This is a genomic window from Streptomyces sp. NPDC004284 (assembly GCF_042874035.1).
GTDB lineage: Bacteria > Actinomycetota > Actinomycetes > Streptomycetales > Streptomycetaceae > Streptomyces.
Genome location: NZ_JBIAMJ010000003.1, coordinates 392,826 through 418,117 on the forward strand (window position 1 = coordinate 392,826; position 25,292 = coordinate 418,117).

General features: G+C 71.5%; 18 protein-coding genes. 17 read left to right on the plus strand and 1 reads right to left on the minus strand.

Annotated elements, in window-relative coordinates; genetic code table 11:
• The first annotated feature begins 3 nt into the window (after positions 1 to 3).
• From ACFYUS_RS11370 to obgE, 15 genes are all read left to right on the plus strand, one after another.
• Positions 4 to 360, plus strand: a complete 357-nt coding sequence (locus tag ACFYUS_RS11370; protein WP_388848659.1) for a DUF4233 domain-containing protein — start codon at positions 4 to 6, stop codon at positions 358 to 360.
• 66 nt (positions 361 to 426) lie between these two features.
• Entirely contained in the window at positions 427 to 840 is a 414-nt protein-coding gene (gene ndk / locus ACFYUS_RS11375; protein WP_388848661.1) for a nucleoside-diphosphate kinase, read from the plus strand.
• 211 nt (positions 841 to 1,051) lie between these two features.
• A complete protein-coding gene (locus ACFYUS_RS11380; RefSeq protein ID WP_116161013.1) occupies positions 1,052 to 2,071 on the plus strand; it encodes a rod shape-determining protein in 1,020 nt (339 codons plus the stop codon).
• A gap of 62 nt (positions 2,072 to 2,133) precedes the next feature.
• Positions 2,134 to 3,129 (plus strand): rod shape-determining protein MreC, encoded by a 996-nt coding sequence (gene mreC / locus ACFYUS_RS11385; RefSeq protein ID WP_388848665.1) that lies wholly within the window; start codon positions 2,134 to 2,136, stop codon positions 3,127 to 3,129.
• On the plus strand, positions 3,126 to 3,794 hold the full coding sequence (mreD, locus tag ACFYUS_RS11390; protein WP_388848668.1) for a rod shape-determining protein MreD: 669 nt from the start codon (positions 3,126 to 3,128) through the stop codon (positions 3,792 to 3,794). The genes mreC and mreD overlap by 4 nt, the downstream gene beginning before the upstream one ends.
• A 19-nt stretch (positions 3,795 to 3,813) precedes the next feature.
• Positions 3,814 to 6,060, plus strand: a complete 2,247-nt coding sequence (gene mrdA / locus ACFYUS_RS11395; RefSeq protein ID WP_388848671.1) for a penicillin-binding protein 2 — start codon at positions 3,814 to 3,816, stop codon at positions 6,058 to 6,060.
• A 4-nt stretch (positions 6,061 to 6,064) separates the two neighbouring features.
• Positions 6,065 to 7,264, plus strand: a complete 1,200-nt coding sequence (gene rodA / locus ACFYUS_RS11400) for a rod shape-determining protein RodA (RefSeq protein ID WP_388848674.1) — start codon at positions 6,065 to 6,067, stop codon at positions 7,262 to 7,264.
• A 19-nt stretch (positions 7,265 to 7,283) separates the two neighbouring features.
• Positions 7,284 to 8,801, plus strand: a complete 1,518-nt coding sequence (locus ACFYUS_RS11405; protein ID WP_388848677.1) for a CHAD domain-containing protein — start codon at positions 7,284 to 7,286, stop codon at positions 8,799 to 8,801.
• A 52-nt stretch (positions 8,802 to 8,853) separates the two neighbouring features.
• Positions 8,854 to 10,782: a TIGR03960 family B12-binding radical SAM protein gene (locus ACFYUS_RS11410; RefSeq protein ID WP_388848680.1), complete on the plus strand. Its 1,929-nt coding sequence runs from the start codon at positions 8,854 to 8,856 to the stop codon at positions 10,780 to 10,782.
• A gap of 67 nt (positions 10,783 to 10,849) precedes the next feature.
• Positions 10,850 to 11,485, plus strand: coding sequence for a hypothetical protein (locus ACFYUS_RS11415; protein WP_388848683.1), 636 nt, complete (start codon positions 10,850 to 10,852; stop codon positions 11,483 to 11,485).
• 235 nt (positions 11,486 to 11,720) lie between these two features.
• Entirely contained in the window at positions 11,721 to 12,488 is a 768-nt protein-coding gene (locus tag ACFYUS_RS11420; protein ID WP_388848686.1) for a TIGR03936 family radical SAM-associated protein, read from the plus strand.
• 235 nt (positions 12,489 to 12,723) lie between these two features.
• The gene (locus ACFYUS_RS11425; RefSeq protein ID WP_388848689.1) at positions 12,724 to 16,512 is read left to right on the plus strand and encodes a ribonuclease E/G; all 3,789 of its coding nucleotides are present in this window, start codon (positions 12,724 to 12,726) and stop codon (positions 16,510 to 16,512) included.
• Between the two features lie 244 nt (positions 16,513 to 16,756).
• On the plus strand, positions 16,757 to 17,077 hold the full coding sequence (gene rplU / locus ACFYUS_RS11430; protein ID WP_015033583.1) for a 50S ribosomal protein L21: 321 nt from the start codon (positions 16,757 to 16,759) through the stop codon (positions 17,075 to 17,077).
• Positions 17,078 to 17,090: 13 nt separating this feature from the next.
• Positions 17,091 to 17,345, plus strand: coding sequence for a 50S ribosomal protein L27 (rpmA, locus tag ACFYUS_RS11435; protein WP_010041940.1), 255 nt, complete (start codon positions 17,091 to 17,093; stop codon positions 17,343 to 17,345).
• 107 nt (positions 17,346 to 17,452) lie between these two features.
• Complete coding sequence (gene obgE, locus ACFYUS_RS11440) at positions 17,453 to 18,892, plus strand: GTPase ObgE (protein ID WP_388848692.1); 1,440 nt, start codon at positions 17,453 to 17,455, stop codon at positions 18,890 to 18,892.
• A 93-nt stretch (positions 18,893 to 18,985) separates the two neighbouring features.
• Here the strand turns inward: obgE and ACFYUS_RS11445 are convergent, their stop codons facing one another.
• Positions 18,986 to 21,052, minus strand: coding sequence for a PIG-L family deacetylase (locus ACFYUS_RS11445; RefSeq protein WP_388848695.1), 2,067 nt, complete (start codon positions 21,050 to 21,052; stop codon positions 18,986 to 18,988).
• 289 nt (positions 21,053 to 21,341) lie between these two features.
• Between ACFYUS_RS11445 and ACFYUS_RS11450 the strand changes: the two genes are divergently transcribed.
• Both ACFYUS_RS11450 and ACFYUS_RS11455 read left to right on the plus strand, forming a co-directional pair.
• The gene (locus ACFYUS_RS11450; protein WP_388848698.1) at positions 21,342 to 22,346 is read left to right on the plus strand and encodes a hypothetical protein; all 1,005 of its coding nucleotides are present in this window, start codon (positions 21,342 to 21,344) and stop codon (positions 22,344 to 22,346) included.
• Positions 22,343 to 25,165: a stealth conserved region 3 domain-containing protein gene (locus ACFYUS_RS11455; protein WP_388848701.1), complete on the plus strand. Its 2,823-nt coding sequence runs from the start codon at positions 22,343 to 22,345 to the stop codon at positions 25,163 to 25,165. Before ACFYUS_RS11450 ends, ACFYUS_RS11455 begins: the two co-directional genes overlap by 4 nt.
• The last annotated feature ends 127 nt before the right edge of the window (positions 25,166 to 25,292 follow it).

The window sequence follows — 25,292 nt, forward strand, 5'->3', positions numbered from 1 at the left end:
CCGATGCGTGTCCTCTGTTCCTCCACGCTCATCGGCGAGTTCTTCGTGATCGGCTTCGCCGGGCTCGTCGCCATGAAGGACGACAGCCTCGCGATGTCCACCGTGTGGTGGGTCTGCGGCGTGGCCATGGTCTTCTCGGTGCTGCTGTGCGGGATGATCACCCGGCCCGGCGGGGTCCAGCTCGGCTGGGCCCTCCAGATCGGGCTGATCCTCAGCGGCTTCTTCGTCCCCACCATGTTCTTCCTGGGCGCGGTCTTCGCCGGCCTGTGGTGGGCCTCGGTGCACTACGGGCGGCGGATCGACGAGACCAAGGCCCGCTGGGCCGCCGCGCAGGCCTCGGCAGGGCCTGACGCTGCGTAATCGAGGGACGTGCGGGCCCTGTAGCCTCGGAGGTCCCGCACACCGTTTTTCCGAAGGAGTCCTCCCGTGAGCCAGCGATCGCTCGTCCTGCTCAAGCCCGACGCCGTCCGCCGTGGTCTGATCGGCGAGGTCATCGGCCGCATCGAGCGCAAGGCCGGCTGGACCATCACGGCCCTGGAGCTGCGCACGCTGGACCAGGACACACTGGAGCAGCACTACGGCGAGCACAAGGGCAAGCCCTTCTACGAGCCGCTGATGGGCTTCATGCAGTCCGGTCCGGTCGTCGCGCTCGTCGTCGAGGGCGAGCGGGTCATCGAGGGCCTGCGCACGCTCGCCGGCCCGACCGACCCGATCGCCGCCGCGCCGGGCTCCATCCGCGGCGACTTCGGCACCATCGTCCGCGAGAACCTGATCCACGCCTCGGACTCCGAGGAGTCGGCGGCCCGCGAGCTGAAGATCTTCTTCCCGGGTCTCGTCTGACGCGAAGTCAGCCGAACGAAGCACCCTGTGGGGCGACCGAAGGAATTTCGGTCGCCCCCAGGCATATGAACGCCAATCCCGGGAACGGATCGCCGCGTCCTGCCGTCACCAGTACTGAGGTGGACCAACGCGCGCCATTCGCGCGGGCGGCACTACGATGGAAAACTCCACGCCGCACCACTCTCAGCCATGGGAAATCAAGGGGAACTTCATGTCGTTCATCGGCCGTGACATGGCTGTCGACCTCGGGACCGCCAACACGCTGGTGTACGTCAGGGGTCGAGGCATCGTTCTGAACGAGCCGTCCGTCGTCGCCATCAACACCAACACCGGCGGCATCCTCGCGGTCGGCGCCGAGGCGAAGAAGATGATCGGCCGGACCCCCGGCAACATCGTCGCAGTGCGCCCGCTCAAGGACGGCGTGATCGCCGACTTCGAGATCACGGAGCGGATGCTCCGCTACTTCATCCTCAAGATCCACAAGCGCCGCTGGATGGCCCGCCCCCGCGTCGTCGTCTGCGTGCCCTCCGGCATCACCGGAGTGGAGCGCCGCGCCGTGATCGAGGCCTCGACCCAGGCCGGCGCCCGGCAGGTGCACATCATCGAGGAGCCCATGGCGGCGGCCATCGGCTCGGGCCTCCCCGTCCACGAGGCCACCGGCAACATGGTCGTCGACATCGGCGGCGGCACCACCGAGGTCGCCGTCATCTCCCTCGGCGGAATCGTCACGGCACAGTCCATCCGGGTCGCCGGCGACGAGCTGGACAGCGCGATCATCCAGCACATCAAGAAGGAGTACTCGCTCCTCCTCGGTGAGCGCACCGCCGAGCAGATCAAGATCACCATCGGCTCCGCGTACGACCTCGACAAGGACGAGCACACCGAGATCCGCGGCCGCGACCTCGTCTCCGGTCTGCCCAAGACCGTGGTCATCTCCGCCGCCGAGGTCCGCAAGGCCATCGAGGAGCCGGTCAACGCGATCGTCGACGCCGTGAAGACCACCCTCGACAAGTGCCCGCCGGAGCTCTCCGGTGACGTCATGGACCGCGGCATCGTTCTCACGGGTGGCGGCGCCCTGCTCCGCGGCCTCGACGAGCGCCTCCGGCGCGAGACCGGCATGCCGATCCACATCGCCGAGGACCCGCTGGACTCGGTGGCGCTCGGCTCCGGCAAGTGCGTGGAGGAGTTCGAGGCCCTCCAGCAGGTCCTGGACGCCCAGCCGCGCCGCTAGCGACACCGTTTCACCCGCACAGCCGAACAACCGAACCACGAGGAAAGGCACGGCCGCCGCACGTGAGGGACACACGAGAGAGCCGGCTGCTCCTGGTGCTGCTGATCGCCATCGCGTTCGCACTGATCACGGTGGACATCCGCGGCGGTCAGGAGTCACCCGTCGACGGTGCCCGGCAGGCCGCAGCGGCGGTCTTCGGGCCCGTCGAGAACGGTGTGGCGGCCGCCGTCGACCCCGTCGGCAACGCCATAGGCGCGGTACGGGACTCCGGGGAGCGGCACACCCGGATCGCCGCCCTGGAGAAGGAGAACGCCGAACTCAAGGCGAAGCTCGGCAGCGACGACCGCAACCGCAACCGGCTGCGCGAGCTCGACGCCATGCTCAAGACCGCCGGCGCCGGGCAGTACGGCATCAAGGGCGCCCAGGTCATCGCCATAGGAGCGGCCCAGGGCTTCTCCTGGACCGTCACCATCGACGTCGGCGCCCGCGACGGCATCACGCGCGACATGACCGTGCTCAACGGCTCCGGACTCGTCGGCCGCGTCACCACCGTCGGCCCCTCCACCTCCACGGTCCTCCTCGCCAACGACCCCGACTTCACCGTCGGCACCCGCATGGAGAAGAGCGACGAACTCGGCTTCGCCACCGGCCAGGGCGACCAGCCCCTCCTCGTCCAGCTCCTCAACGGCAAGGCCAAGGTCAAGCCGGGCGACCGGCTCGTCACCTTCGGCTCGCGCGCCGACAAGCCCTTCGTGCCCGGCGTCCCGGTCGGCCAGGTCGTCCGTGTCGACCCGTCGGGCGGCGGCCTGACCCGCAACATCTACGTCCGCCCGTACGTCGGCTTCACCAAGCTCGACATCGTCGGCGTCGTCGTCCAGGCCCCGAGCTCCGACCCCCGCGACATGGTCCTCCCGCAGAAGCCCAAGCCCGCGCCGACCGTCACCGTCACGGCCACCCCGCCGCCACCCGACGGCCAGCAGGCCGCCGACGGGCAGCAGCAGGGCCAGAAGCCGAACCAGAACCAGAACCAGCAGGACCAGGGGGGCGTGACACCGTGAAGTTCAACCGCATCCTCCTCTCCGCCACCCTGATCGTGGTGGCCCTGGTCGTCCAGGTCTCCGTCCTCGCCCGCCTCCAGCTCCCCGGCGCCGTCCCCGACCTCGTCCTCCTCACCGTCGTCGGACTCGCCCTCGTCTACGGGCCCGTCAGCGGCTCCCTCGTCGGCTTCACCGCCGGCCTCCTCGCCGACCTCGCCCCGCCCGCCGACCACGCCGCCGGCCGCTACGCCCTCGTGCTCTGCGTCATCGGCTACCTCGTCGGCCTCGCGAAGCCGGACAACGGCCGGCTGACCTCCGCGACCGGCCCCATGGCCGTCGTCGTCGCCGCGGCCGTCGGTTCCACGCTGCTCTACGCGGGCGTGGGCGCCCTCGTCGGCGACACCGCCGCCCGCCATGTCGGCCTCGGCTTCCTGCTGTTCACCGCCGCCGTGTACGACCTGCTCCTCGCGCCCTTCACCGTGCCGCTCATCATGGCCCTGGCCCGCCGCGCCGAGAACGACCCGCTCGCCGACGCCGGCGGCGGCAACGGCGCCGACGTCGCCTCCGGTTGGCTCGCCTCCGGCACCGGCCTCAGGATCGGCACCCAGCGCGGCGGCCTGCGCGTGAAGGCCGCCCGCGGCCGCGCCTCACGCGCCGGACGCATCAAGGGAGTCAAGCGACTGTGAACGAGGGGGCACCGGCAGCATGACCAACATCCCCGAGACCGGGCGGACCCCCCGGGTCCAGATCCGGCTCGTCATCATCCAGATCCTCGTCTTCTCCCTGCTCCTCACCCTGGGGGGCCGGCTCTGGTACCTCCAGATCCGCAACGGCAAGGAGTACACGGACGAGGCGAAGAACAACCACGTCCAGCAGGTCGTCCAGCCCGCCGTCCGCGGCTCGCTCCTCGACGCCCGCGGCGTCCCGCTCGCCGACAACGAGACCCGGCTCGTGGTCTCCGCGTCCCGCACCGAGCTCATGAAGATGGAGGACCGGGGCAGGGCCGTCCTCACCCGGCTCGCCGACGTCCTCGACATGAAGCCCGACGAGGTCATCAACAAGATCCGGCTCTGCGACTCCAAGACGCCCAAGCCCTGCTGGAACGGTTCGCCCTACCAGCCGATCCCCGTCACCGACGAGGCCACCACCCAGCAGGCACTCCAGATCCGCGAGCGCGCCGAGGACTTCCCCGGCATCACCGCCGAACCCACCGCCGTCCGCCGCTACCCGGCCCCCGGCAAGTCCCGCACCTCGCAGGTCCTCGGCTACCTCTCGCCCGTCACCGACGCCGAGATCGAGAAGGCCAAGGACACCGACTCGCCGTTCCTCCGCTCCGACCAGGTCGGCCGCTCCGGCCTGGAGCGCACGTACGACAAGGAGCTGCGCGGCAAGGCCGGCGTCACCCGCTACGAGGTCGACAACCTCGGCCGCGTCATCGGCCAGGCCAAGAGCGACCCCGCCGTCCCCGGCTCCAACGTCGTCACCTCCATCGACGCCCGCGTCCAGGCGGTCGCCGAATGGGAGCTGCACAACGCGATGGTGGAGGCCCGCAAGACCTTCGACAAGAACACCAACGAGAACTACAAGGCCGACGCCGGCGCCGTCGTCGTCATGGAGGCCAAGACCGGCCGCATCGTCGCCATGGCCTCGCAGCCCGACTACGACCCCAACGCCTGGGTCGGCGGCATCTCCGCCAAGGACTACGCCGCCCTCACCGGCAAGGACTCCAACTTCCCGCTGCTCAACCGGGCCATCCAGGGCCAGGCCGCACCGGGCTCCATCTTCAAGGTCATCTCGACCACCGCCGCCGTCAACGCGGGCTACGCCTTCGACGGGCACTACCCCTGCACCAGCTCGTACTCCATCGGCAACCAGGTCTTCAAGAACTTCGAGTCGCAGAACCACGGCCCGATCACCCTCGGCCGCGCCCTCGAAGTCTCCTGCGACACCGTCTTCTACGCCCTCGCCCACCAGCAGTGGATCAAGGACGGCGGGATGAAGCCGAAGAAGAACCCGGGCGACTGGTTCTACAAGACCGCCCACCAGTTCGGCCTCGGCGCCGAGACCGGCATCGACCTCCCCAACGAGGTCTCCGGCCGCGTCCCCGACCGCCAGTGGAAGCAGAAGTTCTGGGAGGACAACAAGGACTGGTGGTGCAAGTACGGCAAGAAGGGCGGCACCTACGTCCAGCAGCTCTCGTACGAGAACTGCCTCGAAGGCAACCTGATGCGCGCCGGTGACTCCGTCAACTACTCCATCGGACAGGGCGACACCCTCGTCACCCCCATCCAGATGGCCACCATCTACTCCGCCATCTCCAACGGCGGCACCCTGTGGAACCCCACCGTCGGCAAGGCGATCATCAGCCCCGACGGCAAGAAGGTGCACGAGATCGCGCCCAAGTCGCACGGCAGGCTCCCCTTCGACACCGCCACCCGCGACTTGATAGACGAAGCCCTCGCGGGAGTCGCCACCCGCGGTACCGCCGCCTGGCGATTCGGCGGCTGGCCGCAGGACAAGATCCCGATGCACGCCAAGACGGGCACCGCCGAGGTCTACGGCAAGCAGACGACCTCCTGGTTCGCCACGTACACCAAGGACTACGCGATCGTCATGACGATCTCCCAGGGTGGTACCGGCTCCGGCGCCTCCGGCCCCGCCGTGCGCAACATCTACGACGCGCTCTACGGACTCGACGACGCCGGAAGCCAGGACCTCAAGCGGGCCCTGCTGCCGCAGCCGCAGAAGGCCCTGCCGAGGATCGAGGCCGACGGCTCCATCGACGCGCCGAAGATCCAGCCGTACGACCCCGAGTCGCAGAAGGTCGACGAGACGAAGCCGAAGACCGACGGCACCCAGCCGCCGGCCCCGCCGACCGCCCCCGCGAACCCGACCAAGAAGCCGGACGACAACCAGCTCGCGGGCCCGCCCGCCACCCGCGGGAGGCTCTGAACAGATGACCGCGCCCCACGGCTTCTCCGTCTCCCGGTACGCACCCGAGCGCGGCACCCTCGCCAAGCTGGCCGCCCGCGACTCGGTGCTCCGCCGGCTCGACTGGCCCATCCTGCTGTCGGCGCTCGCCCTCTCCGGGATCGGCTCCCTGCTCGTCTGGTCCGCCACCCGCGGCCGCACCGAGCTCAACAACGGCGACCCGTACTACTTCCTCTTCCGGCACGTGCTCAACACCGGCATCGGCCTCGCCCTGATGATCGGCACGATCTGGCTCGGCCACCGCACCCTGCGCGGCGCGGTGCCGATCCTCTACGGCCTCTCGATCGTGCTGATCCTCGCCGTCCTCACCCCGCTCGGCGCCACCATCAACGGCGCCCACGCGTGGATCGTCGTCGGCGGCGGCTTCTCCCTCCAGCCCAGCGAGTTCGTGAAGATCACGATCATCCTGGTCATGGCGATGCTCCTCGCCGCCAAGGTCGACGCCGGCGACCAGCTCCACCCCGACCACCGCACCGTCGCCAAGGCCCTCGCCCTGGCCGCCCTCCCCATGGGCATCGTCATGCTGATGCCCGACCTCGGCTCGGTCATGGTCATGATCGTCATCGTGCTCGGCGTGCTCCTCGCCTCCGGCGCCTCCAACCGCTGGGTCCTCGGCCTCATCGGCGCCGGCGTCCTCGGCGCGGTCCTCGTCACCGCGCTCGGCATGCTCGACGAGTACCAGATCAACCGCTTCGCGGCCTTCGCCAACCCCGACCTCGACCCCGCCGGCGTCGGCTACAACACCAACCAGGCCCGCATCGCCATCGGCTCCGGCGGCCTCCTCGGCGCCGGCCTCTTCAAGGGCTCGCAGACCACCGGCCAGTTCGTCCCCGAACAGCAGACCGACTTCGTCTTCACCGTGGCCGGCGAGGAACTCGGCTTCGTCGGCGCCGGCCTGATCCTCGTCCTCCTCGGCGTCATCCTCTGGCGCGCCTGCCGGATCGCCCGCGAGACCACCGAGCTCTACGGCACGATCGTCGCCGCCGGGATCATCGCCTGGTTCGCCTTCCAGTCCTTCGAGAACATCGGCATGACCCTCGGCATCATGCCCGTCGCCGGCCTGCCCCTGCCGTTCGTCTCCTACGGCGGCTCGTCGATGTTCGCCGTATGGGTGGCGATCGGACTGCTCCAGTCGATCAGGGTGCAGCGGCCCATGACGGCGTGACGACGGCTAGATTCGAGGTATGGCGGAGACGAAACGCGAGATCGAGCGGAAGTACGAAGCCACCGGGGACACGGGGCTTCCGGACCTCACCCGGGTCCCCGGGGTCTCGTCCGTCGTGGACCGCGGCGTCATGGAGCTCGACGCCGTCTACTACGACACCCCCGACCTCCGGCTGGCGGCCGCCGGGCTCACCCTCCGCCGCCGCACCGGCGGGAGCGACGCCGGCTGGCACGTGAAGTTCCCCGTCGCCGTGGGCATCCGCGACGAGATCAGAGCCCCGCTGAGCGACACCCTGCCGGATGCGCTGGCGGGGCTCCTGCGCTCCCGGGTCCGGGACGCGGAGGTCGTCCCGGCCGTCCGCCTCCGCTCCTCCCGCGACGTCCGCCACCTCCTCACCGCGGACGGCACCCTCCTCGCGGAACTCTCCGTGGACACGGTCCACGCGGAACGCCTCCCGGACGGGGGAGAGGCCTCCTGGACCGAGATCGAGGTCGAACTCGCGGACGGCATCGACGACGAGACGATCCTCGACGCGATCGGGAAACGCCTCAAGAAGGCGGGCATCCTCCCCTCGGAGGCCCCGTCGAAACTGGCCAGGGCCCTGGCGGAGACGGGCGCGGAGCCCCGCCCGCCGGCCACCCCCGGAAAACCCGGCACCGCCGGAGCCGCCGTGCTCGCCTACGTACGCGAACAGGCCGAGGCGATCGTCGCGCTCGACCCCGCCGTGCGCCGCGACCTGCCCGACGCCGTGCACCAGATGCGGGTGGCGTGCCGGAGGCTGCGCAGTGCCTTCAAGACGTACCGCGCCGTCCTCGACCGGGACGCCACCGACCCCCTCGGCGAGGAGCTGAAGTGGCTCGCCGGCGAGCTCGGCGCCGCCCGTGACCACGAGGTCCTCAGCGCGCGGCTGCGCGCCGCGCTCGACGAGGTCCCCAAGACCCTCCGCCTCGGCCCGGTCAGGGCCCGGCTGCGGATCTGGACCGCCGCCCGTGGCCGCGACGCCCGCCGCAGGGTCCTCGACGCCCTGGACTCCGCCCGCCACCTGGCCCTGCTCGAAGCGCTCGACGCGCTGCTCACCGACCCGCCCCTGCGCAAGGCCGCCGGGCGCGACGCCCGCGAGGTCCTCGCCCGCGCCGTCCTCAAGGACCACGACCGCCTCGCCGGGCGCGTCGACCACGCCCTCGCCCTCGACCCCGGTCAGGAGCGGGACCTCGCCCTCCACGCGGCCCGCAAGGCCGCCAAGCGCGCCCGGTACGCCGCCGACGCGGCCCGCCCCGCCCTCGGGAAGCCCGCGAAGAAGCTCGCCAAGCGCGTGAAGGCCGTCCAGAGCCTCCTCGGCGAACACCAGGACGCGGTGGTCGCCCGCGCGACCCTGAGGGAGCTGGCGATCCAGGCCGACGCGGCCGGCGAGTCCGCCTTCACCTGGGGACTTCTCCACGGCCGCGAGGAGGCGGGCGCCGCGGACGGGGAGCGGGAACTGCCCGGGGTGTGGGCGCGGGCCTCGGCCCCGGGAATCCGGGCGGCACTGAGGCACTGAGCACCGGGGTACGCTTGAGAGTCGCCCCCCTGCCAGCTCACGAAGGTTCGAGATGTCTGCTGCCGAGTCTGTCTTCCCGCAGCTCGAAGCTCTGCTCCCGCACGTGCAGAAGCCGATTCAGTACGTCGGTGGAGAGCTGAACTCCACGGTCAAGCCGTGGGAGTCCGCCGACGTCCGCTGGGCGCTGATGTACCCGGACGCGTACGAGGTCGGTCTGCCCAACCAGGGCGTCATGATCCTCTACGAGGTGCTGAACGAGCGCGAGGGCGTCCTCGCCGAGCGCACCTACAGCGTGTGGCCGGACCTCGAAGAGCTGATGCGCGAGCACAACGTGCCGCAGTTCACGGTCGACAGCCACCGCCCCGTCGGCGCGTTCGACGTCTTCGGCCTGAGCTTCTCCACGGAGCTCGGCTACACGAACATGCTCACGGCCCTGGACCTGGCGGGCATCCCGCTGGAGTCGAAGGACCGGACGGTCGACCACCCGATCGTGCTCGCCGGCGGCCACGCGGCCTTCAACCCCGAGCCGATCGCGGACTTCATCGACGCGGCGATCATCGGCGACGGCGAGCAGGCCGTCCTCGACATGACCGAGATCATCCGCGCCTGGAAGGCCGAGGGCCGGCCGGGCGGCCGCGAGGAGGTCCTCCTCCGCCTCGCGAAGACGGGCGCCGTCTACATCCCGGCGTTCTACGACGTCGAGTACCTGCCGGACGGCCGCATCGGCCGCGTCGTCCCCAACCGCTCGGGCGTGCCGTGGCGCGTGTCGAAGCACACCGTCATGGACCTCGACGAGTGGCCGTACCCCAAGCAGCCCCTCGTCCCGCTCGCGGAGACCGTCCACGAGCGCATGTCCGTCGAGATCTTCCGCGGCTGCACCCGCGGCTGCCGCTTCTGCCAGGCCGGCATGATCACGCGCCCCGTGCGGGAGCGAAGCATCACCGGCATCGGCGAGATGGTCGAGAAGGGTCTCAAGGCGACGGGCTTCGAGGAGGTCGGCCTCCTCTCGCTGTCCTCGGCGGACCACACGGAGATCGCCGACATCGCGAAGGGCCTGGCCGACCGGTACGAGGAGGACAAGGTCGGTCTGTCCCTCCCGTCCACCCGCGTCGACGCGTTCAACGTCGACCTGGCGAACGAGCTCACGAGGAACGGCCGCCGTTCGGGCCTCACCTTCGCCCCCGAGGGCGGCTCCGAGCGCATGCGCAAGGTCATCAACAAGATGGTCTCGGAAGAGGACCTCATCCGGACCGTCGCCACCGCGTACGGCAACGGCTGGCGCCAGGTGAAGCTGTACTTCATGTGCGGCCTGCCGACGGAGACCGACGAGGACGTCCTCCAGATCGCCGACATGGCGATCAACGTCATCGCCAAGGGCCGCGAGGTCTCCGGCCAGAACGACATCCGCTGCACCGTCTCCATCGGCGGCTTCGTCCCCAAGCCGCACACCCCCTTCCAGTGGGCCCCGCAGCTGTCGGCCGAGGAGACGGACGAGCGCCTGCGCAAGCTCCGCGACAAGATCCGCGGCGACAAGAAGTACGGCCGCTCGATCGGCTTCCGCTACCACGACGGCAAGCCCGGCATCGTCGAGGGCCTCCTCTCCCGCGGCGACCGCCGCCTCGGCGCGGTCATCCGCGCCGTGTACGAGGACGGCGGCCGCTTCGACGGCTGGCGCGAGCACTTCTCGTACGACCGCTGGATGGCCTGCGCGGAGAAGACCCTCCCCGAGGTCGGCGTGGACGTCGCCTGGTACACCACCCGCGAGCGCACCTACGAGGAGGTCCTGCCCTGGGACCACCTGGACTCGGGCCTCGACAAGGACTGGCTCTGGGAGGACTGGCAGGACGCCCTCGACGAGACCGAGGTCGACGACTGCCGCTGGACCCCGTGCTTCGACTGCGGCGTCTGCCCGCAGATGGACACGCACATCCAGATCGGCCCCACCGGCAAGAAGCTGCTGCCGCTGACGGTGGTCAAGTAGGCGTAACGCTTGCGTGACGGCTCGGTGGAGGGGAAACCCTCCGCCGGGCCGTCACGTCGTTCTGAGCATGAACACGGAAAACCCGGGCTGTCTCACGGGGGTGGCGCGCGCCGTCGCCCTCGTGGTCGTCCTGCCCCTCCGGCTGCTCTGGGACGCCCTCGCCTTCTGCCTGAAACAGCTGTGGCGCTGGATCCTCGCCCCGGTCGGCCGGGCCCTCGGATGGCTGATCCACCACCTGATCGTGATCCCGCTGCGGTTCCTGTGGGAGTGGGTGCTCGCCCCGGTGGGCAAGGCCCTCTGGTGGCTGATCGACCTGCTGGTCGTCACCCCGCTGACCTGGCTCTGGCGCTGGGTCCTGCTTCCCGTCCTCAAGGGCCTGTGGTGGGTCGTCGACCTGCTGGTCGTCACTCCGCTGACCTGGCTCTGGCGGTACGTGCTCGCGCCCGTCGCCCGGGCGATCGGCACCGCGCTCGCCTGGGCCTGGGACATCGCCGGACGGATCTCGCGGGCCGTCGGCCGGGTGATCGGCTGGGTGCTGTGGAACGCGATCGGACGCCCTCTCGCCTGGGCGTACCGGGCGATCCTCACGCCCGTCGGCCACTGGCTGCGCACCTGGGTGTGGGCGCCCGTCGCCTCCGCCGCGCGGGCCGTCCGCGCCGCGGTCCGGGAGGCGCGTCTCGCCCTCTTCGGCGGACCCCGCTGACCGAGCCCGGGGAACGGGGGCCTGCCCGGGCGCGTACTCTGGGTAGTACAACCGAACGTCCCCGGAGCGCCGCCCGCCCCCGAGATCTCCCCGCAGGACGCGGGGGTGATCCGGGCGGGCCGCCCAGGGGACGTCCCCTGAACTTCCGGGCGGAGCGCCACCCGCGCCCGCCCCGCACCGAGGAGAAGAACCACTGGGCAAGCGACAGCCCGAAGGCCCGCCGCCCGCACCGGCGGTGCAGCGCATCCGACTGCGCTACACCAAGCGCGGCCGCCTCCGGTTCACCAGCCACCGTGACTTCCAGCGCGCCTTCGAGCGTGCGCTGCGCCGTGCCGAGGTGCCCATGGCGTACTCGGCGGGCTTCACCCCGCACCCCAAGGTGTCGTACGCCAACGCCGCCCCGACGGGCACGGGCTCCGAGGCCGAGTACCTGGAGATCGCGCTCACCGAGGCGCGCGACCCGGAGACCCTGCGGGTCCTGCTCGACGACTCCCTCCCCGCCGGCCTCGACATCACCGACGCCGTCGAGGCCCGTACCTCGGGTCTCGCCGACCGGCTCACCGCCTCCGTGTGGGAGCTGCGCCTGGAGGGCGTCGCCGTCGAGGAGGCCGAGAAGGCCGTCGAGACGTTTCTCGCCGCCGAGACGGTGGAAGTACAGCGCAAGACCAAGAACGGAGTCCGCACCTTCGACGCCCGTTCCGCCGTCACCGAGCTGACGGCGGCCCGTCCCCAGGGCGATCCCCAGGGTGATAGGCCGCTGGACAGCGCCTGTGCGATACTGCGGCTGGTTGTTCGGCACGTGACGCCTGCCGTACGACCCGACGACGTCCTGTCCGGTCTCCGAGCTGTGGCCGACCTGGCGCCGCCGGTCCCCGCTGCGGTGACCAGGCTGGCGCAGGGGCTCTTCGACGAGGAGTCCGGCACGGTGACCGACCCGCTCGCGCCCGACCGCGAGGCAGCTGCAGCCGCCTCAGCGACGGCGCCGGGTACCGGTACCGCGTAGGGAGCGGTCGTCGTAGCGCCGCCCTGGTACTCGGGAGCCACCTGGGTCGGGCAGCGCACTGACCAGGAGACTTTCGCCAGGCCGTCCGCACAGGGCGTACGGAACCGGCGAGCCAGACATACAGCTCCCGTGCGGCGCCCGCGCCCCGGACGGCGGCACCGCGCCACAGGCGCGACCGTGCCGCCGGACCGGAACCAGACGCGGCGCCCGGGAGCGTGACGGGAGAACCGCCCGCATGCTCGAGTCCAACGAAGACACCAACGCCCCCGGTGACAAGCTGCCGCCGCGCCGCAGGCGCCGCGCCGCTTCCCGCCCCGCCGGTCCGCCGGTGACGGGCGCCACCGCGGAGACCCCGGCCGCCGCCGAGACCCCGGCCGTGGAGGCCGCCCCGGTCGAGGCCGAGGCCGCCCCCGCGCCGCGGACCCGCCGCCGCGCCACCCGCAAGGCCACCGCGCCCGCCGTGGAGACCGCGGCCGAGCCGGTCGTGGAGCCGGTCGTCGAGGCCCCCGCGGCCGAGGCCGTCGAGGAGGCCCCCGAGGCCGCCCCCGCCCGCCCGCGCCGCCGTGCCACCCGCAAGGCCACCTCGCCGGTGACCTCCCCGGCCGCCGCCGAGGAGGCCGCGGAGCCCGTGGCCGCCGAGCCGGTCGCCGAGGCCCCGGCCGTGGAGGAGGCCGCGCCCGCGCCGCGCACCCGCCGCCGTGCCACCCGCAAGGCCACCTCGCCGGTGACCTCCCCGGCCGCCGCCGAGGAGACCACGGAGCCCGTGGCCGCCGAGCCGGTCGCCGAGGCCCCGGTCGCCGAGGCCCCGGCCGTGGAGGAGGCCGCGCCCGCGCCGCGCACCCGCCGTCGCGCCACCCGCAAGGCCACCTCGCCCGAGGTGACCACCGAGGCCGCCCCCGCCGGCGAGTCGCTGCCGACGTCCACCGTCGAGCAGATCGCCGCCGACGAGGCCGAGGTCGCCGCCGCCGAGACCGCCGCCACCCGTGGCCGCGGCCGCCGCCGCGTCACCTCGCCGCAGTTCACCTCCGAGCCGGCCCCGACCCGCGAGCCGCGCCGCGCCGCGCGCCCCGCCGTCGCCGTCTTCCAGGCCCCGGTCTTCGCCGAGCCGATGTTCCAGACCCCGGAGACGGCCGCCTTCGCCGCGGCCGCCGCCGTGGCCGAGGAGGCGGAGGAGGAAGAGACGGTCGAGGCCGTCGAGGCCGTCGAGGCCGTCGAGACGGTCGAGGCCGTGGAGGAGACCGCCGAGCGCGAGACCGGCTCCCGCCGTCGCCGCCGTCGCCGCGGCGAGCCCGTCGCCGTCGAGCCCGTCCCGGCCACCGTCGCCGACGAGCCCGAGGTCGAGGCCGCCGCCGACGAGGTCGAGGAGGCCGAGGAGGCGGACGAGTACGAGGACCGCCCGTCCCGCCGTCGCCGCCGTGGCGGCCGTCGCCGTCGTCGCGGCGAGCTCGCCGAGGTCGAGGAGACCGAGGAGGGCGAGGAGCCGCACGCCGAGGACGAGACCGAGGAGGCCGAGGAGGCCGAGGAGGAGTCGGAGGAGGCCGAGGCCTACGTCGGCGGCTCCAGCAGCTCCCGTCGCCGCCGCCGTCGCCGCCGTCGCAGCGGGGACGCCTCCGCCGAGGTCGAGGCGGGCGACGAGGACGGCGTCCGCACGGTCGTCAAGGTCCGCGAGCCCCGCCCGGCCCGCGAGAAGGCCGAGCCGTCCGACGAGGTCCAGTCCATCAAGGGCTCGACCCGCCTGGAGGCCAAGAAGCAGCGCCGCCGCGAAGGCCGCGAGCAGGGCCGCCGTCGCGTCCCGATCATCACCGAGGCCGAGTTCCTCGCCCGCCGCGAGGCCGTCGAGCGCGTCATGGTCGTCCGCCAGAACGGCGAGCGCACCCAGATCGGCGTCCTGGAAGACAACGTGCTCGTCGAGCACTACGTCAACAAGGAGCAGGCCACCTCGTACGTCGGCAACGTCTACCTGGGCAAGGTCCAGAACGTGCTGCCGTCCATGGAGGCCGCCTTCGTCGACATCGGCAAGGGCCGCAACGCCGTCCTGTACGCCGGCGAGGTCAACTTCGAGGCGCTCGGCATGGCCAACGGGCCGCGCCGCATCGAGTCCGCCCTCAAGTCCGGCCAGTCGGTCCTCGTGCAGGTCACGAAGGACCCGATCGGCCACAAGGGCGCGCGTCTGACCAGCCAGGTCTCCCTCCCGGGCCGCTACCTCGTGTACGTCCCCGAGGGCTCGATGACCGGCATCAGCCGCAAGCTCCCGGACACCGAGCGCGCCCGCCTGAAGACCATCCTCAAGAAGATCGTCCCCGAGGACGCGGGCGTCATCGTGCGCACCGCCGCCGAGGGCGCGAGCGAGGACGAGCTGCGCCGCGACGTCGAGCGCCTCCAGGCGCAGTGGGCCGACATCCAGAAGAAGGCCGCGCAGATCTCGACGTCCGCGCCGAGCCTGCTCTACGGCGAGCCGGACATGACCGTCCGGGTCGTCCGCGACATCTTCAACGAGGACTTCTCGAAGGTCATCGTCAGCGGCGACGACGCGTGGGAGACCATCCACGGGTACGTCTCGCACGTCGCGCCCGACCTGGCCGACCGCCTGTCCAAGTGGACCAGCGAGGTCGACGTCTTCGCGACGTACCGGATCGACGAGCAGCTCATGAAGGCGCTCGACCGCAAGGTCTGGCTGCCGTCCGGCGGCTCGCTGGTGATCGACAAGACCGAGGCGATGGTCGTCGTCGACGTCAACACCGGCAAGTTCACCGGCCAGGGCGGCAACCTCGAAGAGACCGTGACGAGGAACAACCTCGAAGCGGCCGAGGAGATCGTCCGCCAGCTGCGCCTGCGCGACCTCGGCGGCATCGTCGTCATCGACTTCATCGACATGGTCCTGGAGTCCAACCGCGACCTGGTGCTGCGCCGCCTCCTGGAGTGCCTGGGCCGTGACCGGACCAAGCACCAGGTGGCCGAGGTCACCTCGCTCGGCCTGGTCCAGATGACCCGCAAGCGGGTCGGCCAGGGCCTCCTGGAGTCCTTCTCCGAGACCTGCGTCCACTGCAACGGCCGTGGTGTCATCGTGCACATGGAGCAGCCGGCCACCGCCGGTGGCGGTGGCGGCGGCAAGCGCTCCAAGAAGCGCGGCCGCGGCGGCGAGCACGTCCACGAGCACGAGCACGCCGAGGCCGTGGAGACGGCGGAGACCGAGGTCGAGACCGAGGCCGAGGTCGCCGCGGAGCTGGCCGCCCCGGTGGCCGTGCCGGTGCCGATCGCCCCGGACGAGGAGCTGTACGGCTCCGTCGCCGAGGCGGAGGCCGCCGCCACGCGCGGTCGTGGCCGTCGCCGCGCCACCCGTCGGGTGTCCGCCCCGGTCGTCTCGACGCCGGTCGCCCCGGCGGTCGTGGAGACCGAGGCCGTCGACTTCGAGCCGGCGCCCGTCGCCGAGCCCGAGCCGGTCGTGGAGCCGGTGGCCGAGCCCGTCGCCGAGCCGGTGGCCGAGGCCGTCGTCGAGCCCGTCGTCGAGGAGGCCCCCGCGCCGGCCCCGCGCGGCCGTCGTCGTGCCACCCGCCGGGTGACCTCCCCGGTCGTCTCCACCACGGAGACGGTCGCCGAGGTCGTCGCCGAGCCGGTCGCCGTCGCCGAGACCGCCCCGGAGCCGGAGCCCGTCGTGGCGCCGGAGCCGGTGGTCGAGGCCGTCGTCGAGCCCGTCGTCGAGGAGGCTCCCGCCGCCGCGCCGCGCGCCCGTCGTCGGGTGGTCCGCAAGGCCACCGCTCCCGCCGGTTCGCCCGCGGGCGCCGAGGAGGCGGCCGTCGTCGTGGTGACCACGGCCCCCGCCGAGGCCCCCGCCGAGACCGAGGCCGAGCCCGCCCCCGTCAAGAAGACGGCGGCGCGCAAGACCGCGGCGAAGAAGACCACGGCCAAGAAGGCCGCCACCAAGAAGACGGCGGCGACCAAGAAGACCGCGGCGAAGAAGACCACCGCCAAGAAGGCCACGGCCAAGAAGGCGGCGGAGAAGACCGCGGCTCCGGCCCAGGACTGATCCACCGGGTGCGGGCCGTCCCTCCACGGGGCGGCCCGCACCCGCTCGGGCGAATTTGACCCTCTGTGGCAGCCGCCCGTAACCTAGACCGTCGGCGTGTCTGATCGACATGCCGCGCCTCTGAGCACCTCCCTCCCGCTCGCCGGGAGAGGCCGCTCGTCCGATTCCGGATCGCCGCGGGCCCCCGGGCCCGTGTGGGCGGCTGGCTTCAGAGGTTTCGATCCCGAGTGAGAGAGAGATCCGCGTGTACGCCATCGTGCGCAGCGGTGGTCGCCAGCACAAGGTTGCTGTCGGCGACATCGTTGAGGTTGACAAGATTTCCACTGCCAAGGTTGGCGACACGGTCGAGCTCTCGACCCTGCTCGTTGTCGACGGCGACGCCGTGACCAGCGACCCGTGGGTCCTGGCCGGCATCAAGGTCACGGCCGAGGTCGTGGACCACCACAAGGGCGCCAAGATCGACATCCTGCGCTACAAGAACAAGACCGGCTACCGCCGTCGCCAGGGTCACCGTCAGCAGTACACGGCGATCAAGGTCACCGGTATCCCCGCGGCTGCGAAGTAAGAGGGACTGAGACATGGCACACAAGAAGGGCGCATCGTCCACCCGGAACGGGCGCGACTCCAATGCCCAGCGGCTCGGCGTGAAGCGCTTCGGCGGTCAGGTCGTCAACGCGGGTGAGATCCTGGTCCGCCAGCGCGGCACGCACTTCCACCCGGGCGCGGGCGTCGGCCGTGGCGGCGACGACACGCTGTTCGCCCTGCAGGCCGGTTCGGTGCAGTTCGGCACCCACCGTGGCCGCAAGGTCGTGAACATCGTTCCGGTCGCCTGATCGGAACACTTTGCGGAGGCGGACCTCACTTCCCGTACGGGAAGCGGGTCCGCCTTTCGCGTGTTACTAGATAGACATTCCGCACGTAAATACCTGGAGGCACCCCCATGACCACCTTCGTGGACCGCGTCGAGCTGCACGTCGCCGCGGGTAACGGAGGCCACGGCTGCGCCTCCGTCCACCGGGAGAAGTTCAAGCCCCTCGGCGGCCCCGACGGGGGCAACGGCGGCCGCGGCGGCGATGTGACCCTGGTCGTCGACCAGTCGGTCACCACCCTCCTGGAGTACCACCACTCGCCGCACCGCAAGGCGACCAACGGTCAGCCCGGTGCCGGTGACAACCGCTCCGGCAAGGACGGCCAGGACCTCGTCCTGACCGTGCCCGACGGCACCGTCGTCCTCGACAAGAAGGGCAACGTCCTCGCCGACCTGGTCGGCCAGGGCACCACCTTCGTCGCCGGTCAGGGCGGCCGCGGCGGCCTCGGCAACGCCGCGCTGTCCTCGGCCCGCCGCAAGGCCCCCGGCTTCGCGCTCCTCGGCGAGCCCGGCGAGGCGCGGGACATCGTCCTGGAGCTCAAGACCGTCGCCGACGTGGCGCTGGTGGGCTACCCGAGCGCCGGCAAGTCCTCGCTCATCTCCGTCCTCTCGGCCGCCAAGCCGAAGATCGCGGACTACCCCTTCACCACGCTCGTCCCGAACCTGGGCGTGGTCACGGCCGGCTCGACCGTCTACACGATCGCCGACGTGCCGGGTCTGATCCCGGGCGCCAGCCAGGGCCGCGGCCTCGGCCTGGAGTTCCTCCGCCACGTGGAGCGCTGCTCGGTGCTCGTCCACGTCCTCGACACGGCGACCCTGGAGTCCGAGCGCGACCCGGTCACCGACCTGGACGTCATCGAGGAGGAGCTCAAGCAGTACGGCGGCCTGGAGGACCGGCCCCGGATCGTCGTCCTCAACAAGATCGACATCCCGGACGGCCAGGACCTCGCGGACATGATCCGTCCGGACCTGGAGGAGCGCGGCTACCAGGTGTTCGAGGTCTCCGCCGTGGCCCGTACGGGTCTCAAGGAGCTCTCCTACGCCCTCGCCGGCATCGTCGCCGAGGCGCGCGCGGCCAAGCCGGTGGAGGAGGCGACCCGGATCGTCATCCGCCCGAAGGCCGTCGACGACGCGGGCTTCACCGTCATCTACGACGAGCAGGAAGAGGTCTACCGGGTGCGCGGCGAGAAGCCGGAGCGCTGGGTCCGCCAGACCGACTTCAACAACGACGAGGCCGTGGGTTACCTGGCCGACCGCCTCAACCGCCTCGGCGTCGAGGACGCGCTGATGAAGGCCGGTGCCCGCGCGGGCGACGGCGTCGCGATCGGCTCCGAGGACAACGCGGTCGTCTTCGACTGGGAGCCGACCATGATGGCCGGCGCCGAGATGCTCGGCCGCCGCGGTGAGGACCACCGTCTGGAGGCCCCGCGTCCGGCGGCGCAGCGCCGCCGCGACCGCGAGGCGGAGCGCTTCGACCCGCAGCGCGAGTACGACGAGTTCGACCCGTTCTAAAGACGCGTTCGATGCGTTCCGGGGCCGGGCGGCGTACCGCCCGGCCCTTCTGCCGGGCGCCGTTCGTGTCCGTGGCCACGAGGCCCCGGCGTGTCACAGCCGGGTCACGACCGGCCTGCCGTCCAGCCCCACGGTGACGACCGCGGAGGTGCCGCCGGCAGCGGTCACCCCCGCCGGGGCGCCTACGGTGCCGGCGGACTCCCGGGCCCGTACGCCGGTCACCCCGCCCCTCGCGATGTCGTACACCAGGCCGTCGCCGACGGCGGCGGGAACGGCCATGGACAGTTCGTCCGCGCCGCCCTTCCGCTTGGCGAGCAGACTGACCCGGCCGTAGCCGGGTGCGGGGGTGTCCGCCACCGTCGTCCACCGCTTGGCCCGGCCCGCGGCCAGGCGCTCGATCATGACGTGGTCGCTGGCCACGGTCCGGTAGCCGAGCAGCACGGAGCCGTCCGGGGTGGTGACGGCGTCCGGGGCGTCACCGGGCTCGGCCACGAAGCGCCTGGAGGCCCGGCGCAGGTCGCCGGTGGGGGTGCGCTGGGCCCAGTGCTCCACCCATAGGGCCGAGGAGGCGAAGAGGTGGATGAGCCCGCGGCCGTCCACCGTGGCGGTGAGGCCGTCCTGGACGCGTCCGCCGGGCAGCGAGCGCCAGGGCGACCAGGTGCCGCTCCGCGTGTCGAGCACGCGGGTGCTGACTCCCTTGTCTCCGTTGCGCACGAAGACGTGGACGCGGCCGTCGGAGCCGACGACCGCGGTCGGCGGTCCGGTCAGCCGACCTCGTCGTGGCCGTGCCTCGGGGTTGCCGAGACTCATCCAGCCGGACTCGAAGCCGCCTCCCGGCACCCGCTGCCGGAGCATGACGATCTCGCGGAGATTGCGCTTCGTGCTCCCCTCCAGCTGGGAGAAGCGCAGGGCGAAGACCATCACGCGGCCGTCCGGGGGCGTCACCACGGAGATCGCGGGGGCCAGCGGCCCGCCCCCCAGGTCCTCGGGCGTGCCCATCTCCCCCGTGGGGGTTTCGGTCCAGCGCGCCAGCCGGGTCCCGAGCACGCCGTACACCGCCAGGGCGCCGTCGGCACCGGCCACGGCCTGGGGGCCGGCGTTCGGGTAGCGCTGGTGGGTGCTGCGCACCCACCCCTTCTTCGAGGTCAGGACCCGGTCGCCGCCGATCGAGTAGTCGCCGCAGCCGGACTCGTTGCCGCACTGCCAGGAGGGGGCACCGCCGTAGGCGCTGAGGTACCGGGCCTTGAGGGCGACGGTCTCGGGGGGCAGGTTGTACGGCCAGCGCTGGTTGTAGTAGCCGCGGTACGACTCGGTCTGGAAGACGGGGACTCCGGTGCCGCGCGCGGCACTGTCGGTCCAGGCGGCGAGCGCGCGCCAGGTGAAGAGCGCCACGGCGGTGTGGTCCGGGTGGTCCGAGTAGCCGACCTGGTCGCTTCCGCGCGGGTTCTGCCGGTTGTGCACCTGGGCGTCGGGGTCGGGGTCGAGCGTCCGCACCAGGGTGGGACGGTAGCGCCGGAGCAGCGAGACGAGGGTGTCCACGAGCTCGTCGTGGGTGTAGGTGAACTTTCCCGGAACGGGCGATTCGGGGGTGGGCTCAGTCGGCAGGTGGACGCCGGGGGTGTCCCACAGGCGGGACATGTTGATCGGATGCCCGTGTTCCTTCGCGTGCATCCGGAGGTTGAGGAAGATCAGGTCCGCGCGCTTCCCCTGGTGTTCGAGCCGGTTGACTTCGGCCTCCCGACCGCCCGGCAGGGGGATCGCCGTGCGTTCCCAGCTGGTGAACAGCGGAGCGCCGAGCATCTGTGCGTACGCCTGCCGCAGGCCCTGCTGGCGGGAGGAGACGTACGCCGGGACGTTCGCGGGCGGCTTCGGCATGCCCGGGATCACGTTCACGCCGAAGGAACCGCCGTCCGTGACGTAGACCGAGACCACCGGCACACCGCTCGACAGGGTGTGGACCACGCCGGGATTCATGAAGAACAGGTCGTCGTCCGGATGCGCCACGATCTGCATCACGCGCGGGTGGACGGTGTTCGTGAACCCGCTGCGCCGATCCGGCCCCAGCCGGTGGACCGGGGCGCTGGTGGCGGTCGCCGTGCCCGCCCCGTCTGTCGGGTCGGTGGGGCCGAAGGACGAATCGTGGACCGTGCAGCCGCTCACGAGGCCCGCGACAACGGTGCCGGCCAGCGATGCCAGCACGGTACGCCGCGACGGCGCGGGACGGTGAGTTGTGGTCCGGCGGTGCATGTCCAGGTCTTCCCTTTCACTTCTGCGGCGACCGGGCGAGATAAGCCACAGAGAAGAAGAGGGAAAACGAGAATTTAGGTTTCGACGATTCGAGTGACTAGCGTCACACAAGTGTCTTAATGGTGGGCGAACTTGCGGAAGATTCCCCTTCTTGGCAGCATGCGAGGCTGACTATCAGATCTGAATGGAAGCCGGGAACGCCGTGAGTGACTCACTGCTGCCCTACGCGGTGGGTGCCGCCAAGCGTGCCCGCCAAGTCGCGGTACGAATGCGCCGCCGCGTGGAGCAACTCCATACCGTCCCGGCGATCGGCGGCGGCCTCCGGCCGCACGCGATGCTCCGGCCCGTTCACTTCTCGGTCTCCAGCGGCAGGACCTTGAACTTCGCCGTCGCCGTGCCCGCCCCGCAGGTCGCCTCCGCCGTGCTGGTCCTGTCGCACCGCACGAGCCGCGAGCAGATCCCCCTGGAGCTCGAACCGCAGGCTGACGGAACGGTCCTGCTCACCGCGACCACGTCCCTGCGTCACAGCGGCCGTTCGGAGACCGCCCGCCGCGGACCCGTGCTGAGCAGCGGCCTCTGGCGGCTCGAGGTGGTCATCACGAAGCCCGGTGGGCAGACGCAGCGCGTGAAGGTCGCCGCGGCCTCCGGCCACGAGATCTCGGACGGGCCGACCCTGCCGCACTCGCCCTCGCCCACGAGCGGGGCGCTCTTCCGCATCGTCCGCTCCATGGACGGGTTCGCGCTGCTCAAGGTCAGGGACCCCCGTCCGCACGCCGAGCTCACCTCGTTCGACCTGCGCTGGGACCGGGTCACCGTCCACGGACGCCTCATCGGCGCCCCGGTCGAGGCGCCCGGACAGGCGGAAGCGGTGATGCGTCGAAGCAACCATCCGCCCGTCTCGGTCACGCCCGAGTGGCAGGGGGACCGGTTCACCTTCGACGTCCCCCTCGACGGAATGGGCGGCGCCCGCGGAACGGCGCGGACCTGGGACCTTTACCTGCGGATGGGCACCGGGCGGCTCCGGATCGCCCGCAAGTTGACCGACGTCCGGCACCCTCGGCAGGTCTACCGAACCCCTTTCCGCATCATCGCGCTCGACAATGGCTCCCTCATGCGGGTGCACGCCTATGTCGCGGCGGCCGGAGCGTTCGTCGTCAGCTGTGTCGATGTCATAGACGCGCCCCGAAGCACAGAGGAAGTCGCATGAAGATCACGTTTCTGCTCACCTGGGGCGATGAGATGGGCGGCACCGAGATGGCCGCCTACACCCAGGCGATCCATCTCGCGCCCAAGCACGACGTCCAGGTCCTCAGCGTCTTCAAGACGCGGGAAGCACCGTTCTTCGCGGCCGCCCAGAAGGTCGAGCGGCGTTACCTCGTGGACCGGACCGGCACCGTCGAGCGGCCGGTGCGCGACTCCGCCCTGGACGCCGATGCCTGCCGTACGCTGGCCTCCCTTCCCAGCGAGATCATCAAGCCGTCCTGGGAGGGCACCTTCGACCGGCTCTCCGACATCGAGATGACCAGGGCGCTGGCCTCCCTGGACACCGACGTCCTCGTGACGACGACGCCGGCGCTCATGGCCGCCGCCGCGGAGCTCGCCCCGGCCCGTGTCGTCACCGTGCACCAGGAGCACCGCGCGTCCCAGCTGCGCGGCGTCTCCGGTGAGCCCCTCCTCGTGTACGGGCCGCGGATCGACGCCCTCGTCTCGCTCACCGAGCGCACCAACGACTGGTTCGCCGACTCGCTGCGGGACGCCGCACCCGAGCTCGCCGTCATCCCGAACGCGGTGCCCGACGGCTACCGTCCGCGCGCCGACCTGGAGAGCAAGACCATCGTCCTGGCTGCCCGGATGACCCCGGAGAAGCAGCTGGACCACGCCATCCACGCGTTCCACCGGATCCACGCCGACCTCCCCGACTGGACCCTGCGCATCTTCGGCGACGGCCCGCAGCAGGTGCGCCTGCGCAGCCTGGTCGAGGGGCTCGGCCTGCACTCGCGGGTCGAGTTCATGGGGCGCTCCGACCGGATGGAGGAGGAGTGGGCCAAGGCGTCCCTGTGCCTGCTGCCGTCGCGCAACGAGGCGTTCCCCCTGGTTCTCCTCGAAGTGTTCGCCGCGGGCGTTCCGGTGGTCGCGTACGACATCGTCACCGGGCCCGCCGAGATCATCCGGCACGACGTGGACGGCCTCCTGGTCCCGTCCGGCGACATCGACTCGCTGGCCGCGGCCATGTCCCGCCTGATGGAGGACGACGACACCCGTCACGCCTTCGGGAAGGCGGCGCGCGCCGGCGTCAACGAGCGCTTCTCCGGCGAGAAGATCACCGCGCAGTGGGAGGAGCTCTTCGAGCGCCTCGTCGCCCGCCGTGACGCGCCCGAGCGCCTCACCGCCCGCGCCGATCGCACCGCGCTGCGCGTGGCGCAGGGCGGCACCAAGAGCTTCAGCGTCGCGGCCCCCGTGTCCCTGCTCCCCAATTCCGCCGACGAGCAGAAGGCGCGCGAGGTACTGATCCAGGCGCAGAGCAGGGCGCAGAACCGGCCGATCATCCGCTCCGCGGGCCGTCTCGCGGAGGAGCGGGACGACATCGACGCCTCGACGATGGCGAAGATCAACCTGGAGATCACCACGAAGGTGCTCGAGGAAGCCGGGGTTCCCTTCACCCTCGTGCGCAAGGACGGCATCGCGTATCTGCTCGCCGTTCCGGTCGAGCAGCGTGACCGTGCTCTCCAGTCGCTGGCGGACGGACTGCAGGGCGAGCCCGTGTACGGCGAGCTCATCACCCCGCGGGGCACCGCCCCGGGCGCGGTCCTGGCGGAGCGGCTCGGCGGTGTCGGCGACGTCGCCGGCGTGAAGATCTTCAAGCCGGTGACGAGCGAGAGCCGCACGCTGCGCTACGGCCCGGCGTACGGCTGCTCCATCGAGTTCTGGGACGAGGACGAGGACGGCTGGCGCAACAGCCCGCGCTCCGCCACGCTGCTCGGCCGGCGGCTGCCCTCCATCGAGCCCACCGCCAAGCTGGAGATCGGCGAGCACTCCTACCCGACACTGGCCCAGTTCACCAAGCCGCTGATGTGGGAAGTCGACTTCCCCATCGACGTGGTCTACACGTGGGTCGACGACACCGACCCGGCGTGGCGCGAGCGGCGCGACTCCGTCCGTCGCGGACTGGGCATGCCGGTCGACGACGCCGACAGCGGTGACGTCCGCTTCCGCAACCGCGACGAACTCCGCTACTCCCTGCGGTCGCTGCAGATGTTCGCGCCGTGGGTGCGGAACATCTACCTGGTGACGGACGACCAGCAGCCGGACTGGCTGGACACCGACCAGCCCGGCATCAAGGTGGTCTCCCACCGGGACATCTTCCCGGACCAGTCGTGGCTGCCCACGTTCAACTCGCACGCCATCGAGAGCCAGCTGCACCGCATCGACGGACTGGCCGAGCACTTCCTCTACTTCAACGACGACGTGTTCATCGGCCGTCCGCTCTCGCCGGGCTCGTTCTTCCTGAGCAACGGCGTGGCGAAGCTGTTCCGCTCGCCGACCGCCGTCCCGCCGAGCGACCCGTCGCCGGACGACGAGGGCTACTTCGCCGCGGCCAAGAACAACCGGGCCCTGCTGGAGCAGGCGTTCGGGCGGGTCGCCACGCACGGCTTCCTGCACGCTCCGCACCCGCTGCGCCGGAGCGTGCTGGCGGAGATCGCCGAGCGGTTCCCCGAGGAGATCTCGACGACCGCCCGCAATCCGTTCCGCGCCAACACGGACCTGTCGATCACCTCGTCGCTGCACCACCACTACGGCTACCTCACGGGTAACTCGGTGCCGTCCGCGATCTCCTGCAGCTACATCAACGTCGGCAACTACGAGCACCACTCGGTGCTCAGCCGGCTGCTGGCCGCCCGGAGCCACGACGTCTTCTGCATCGGCGAGTCCGCGGACGCGGCGGTGCCGGTCGACGAGCAGGACCGCGTGCTGCGCGCCTTCCTGAGCGCGTACTTCCCGGTTCGTTCGCGCTTCGAGCGGAGCTGACGCCGGGCGCCTGACGGCGCGGAGCAAGGAGAGAGGGGCCCGTGCCCCCCCGGCCCGGCGGGGGGGGGCCCCCCCCTAAAGTGAGCGGGGGCCACAAAACCAGCGTGTATCAGGGGGGCGCCCACCG